The following is a 1219-nucleotide window of genomic DNA, read 5'->3' as shown; positions in this document are numbered from 1 at the left end:
CGACCCGCGGATCGACCCGATCGAACTCGCCATCCTCGGACCGAAACGGAGAGTGACCACGAAGGCATCGATGACCCTGTCGGTGGACCACCCGCATCAGGAGGGCTGACGCATGTTGATCCCACGGCGGGTCAAGCACCGCAAGCAGCACCACCCGAGCCGTTCGGGTGCCGCCAAGGGCGGTACCCAGGTGACCTTCGGTGACTACGGCATCCAGGCTCTCGAGCCTGCCTACATCACCAACCGGCAGATCGAGTCCGCTCGTATCGCCATGACTCGGCACATCAAGCGTGGCGGCAAGATCTGGATCAACATCTTCCCGGATCGCCCCCTCACGAAGAAGCCGGCCGAAACCCGAATGGGTTCCGGTAAGGGTTCGCCCGAGTGGTGGATTGCCAACGTCAAGCCCGGACGCGTTCTGTTCGAGATGACATACCCCAACGAGGAGATTGCTCGTGAGGCCCTGCGCCGCGCGATGCACAAGCTCCCGTGCAAGTGCCGGATCGTGACCAGAGAGGAGCAGTTCTGATGGCTACTGGAACCCCAGCAGCAGAGCTCCGCGAGCTCAGTGAAGACGAGCTGGTCACCCGGCTCCGTGAGTCGAAGGAAGAGCTTTTCAACCTTCGTTTCCAGATGGCTACCGGCCAGATGGACAACAACCGACGACTGCGCACCGTTCGTCACGAGATCGCGCGCATCTACACCGTCCTGCGTGAGCGTGAGCTCGGACTCGCTGTGGGTCCGGATGCAGGTGACGCGGCATGAGTGAGGAAAAAGCAGTGAGCACAGAAGAGCGCGCGAGCCGTAAGGTCCGTGTCGGATACGTCGTGTCCGACAAGATGGAAAAGACGATCGTGGTCGAGCTCGAAGACCGCGTCAAGCACAAGCTCTACGGCAAGATCATCCGCCGTACGACCAAGGTGAAGGCGCACGACGAGAACGGCGTTGCCGGCGTCGGCGACCGCGTTCAGCTGATGGAAACCCGTCCGCTGTCCGCGACGAAGCACTGGCGTCTGGTCGAGGTCCTCGAAAAGGCCAAGTAAGCCTGATCGAATCCTCGAGCTGATCGAGTATCACCGAATGGCCCGCTTCCCCTTGGGGGAGTGGGCCATTCGGCTTTCCGGGGGCTTTCGGGGCTTTCCGGGCGAAGGGTTCGAGTTGCGTCGAGTACGGCTGATTTGGTAATCGGTGAACCCTTCCCTACAATAGAACGGTTGCC

3 protein-coding genes are annotated in these 1219 nt (G+C 61.4%); all 3 read left to right on the top strand.

Going from position 1 to position 1219, the window contains the following annotated elements:
- Positions 1-112: 112 nt before the first annotated feature.
- From rplP to rpsQ, 3 genes are read left to right on the top strand one after another with little or no spacing between them, the layout of a single operon-like run.
- Entirely contained in the window at positions 113-529 is a 417-nt protein-coding gene (gene rplP, locus ABT116_RS47980) for a 50S ribosomal protein L16 (RefSeq protein WP_003940899.1), read from the top strand.
- Positions 529-765: a 50S ribosomal protein L29 gene (gene rpmC, locus ABT116_RS47975; protein WP_003940734.1), complete on the top strand. Its 237-nt coding sequence runs from the start codon at positions 529-531 to the stop codon at positions 763-765. The genes rplP and rpmC overlap by 1 nt, the downstream gene beginning before the upstream one ends.
- Positions 762-1043 (top strand): 30S ribosomal protein S17, encoded by a 282-nt coding sequence (gene rpsQ, locus ABT116_RS47970; RefSeq protein ID WP_003941020.1) that lies wholly within the window; start codon positions 762-764, stop codon positions 1041-1043. Before rpmC ends, rpsQ begins: the two co-directional genes overlap by 4 nt.
- Positions 1044-1219 lie beyond the last annotated feature (176 nt).

The organism is Streptomyces sp. NPDC002130, assembly GCF_040296465.1.
GTDB lineage: Bacteria > Actinomycetota > Actinomycetes > Streptomycetales > Streptomycetaceae > Streptomyces.
Note: the sequence above shows the minus strand (reverse complement) of the source record. Positions and strands in the feature narration are given on the sequence as shown.

Coding starts and splice junctions, on each gene's coding strand:
- rpsQ (WP_003941020.1), top strand. CDS start 762: ATGAGTGAGGAAAAAGCAGTGAGCACAGAAGAGCGCGCGAGCCGTAAG.
- rpmC (WP_003940734.1), top strand. CDS start 529: ATGGCTACTGGAACCCCAGCAGCAGAGCTCCGCGAGCTCAGTGAAGAC.
- rplP (WP_003940899.1), top strand. CDS start 113: ATGTTGATCCCACGGCGGGTCAAGCACCGCAAGCAGCACCACCCGAGC.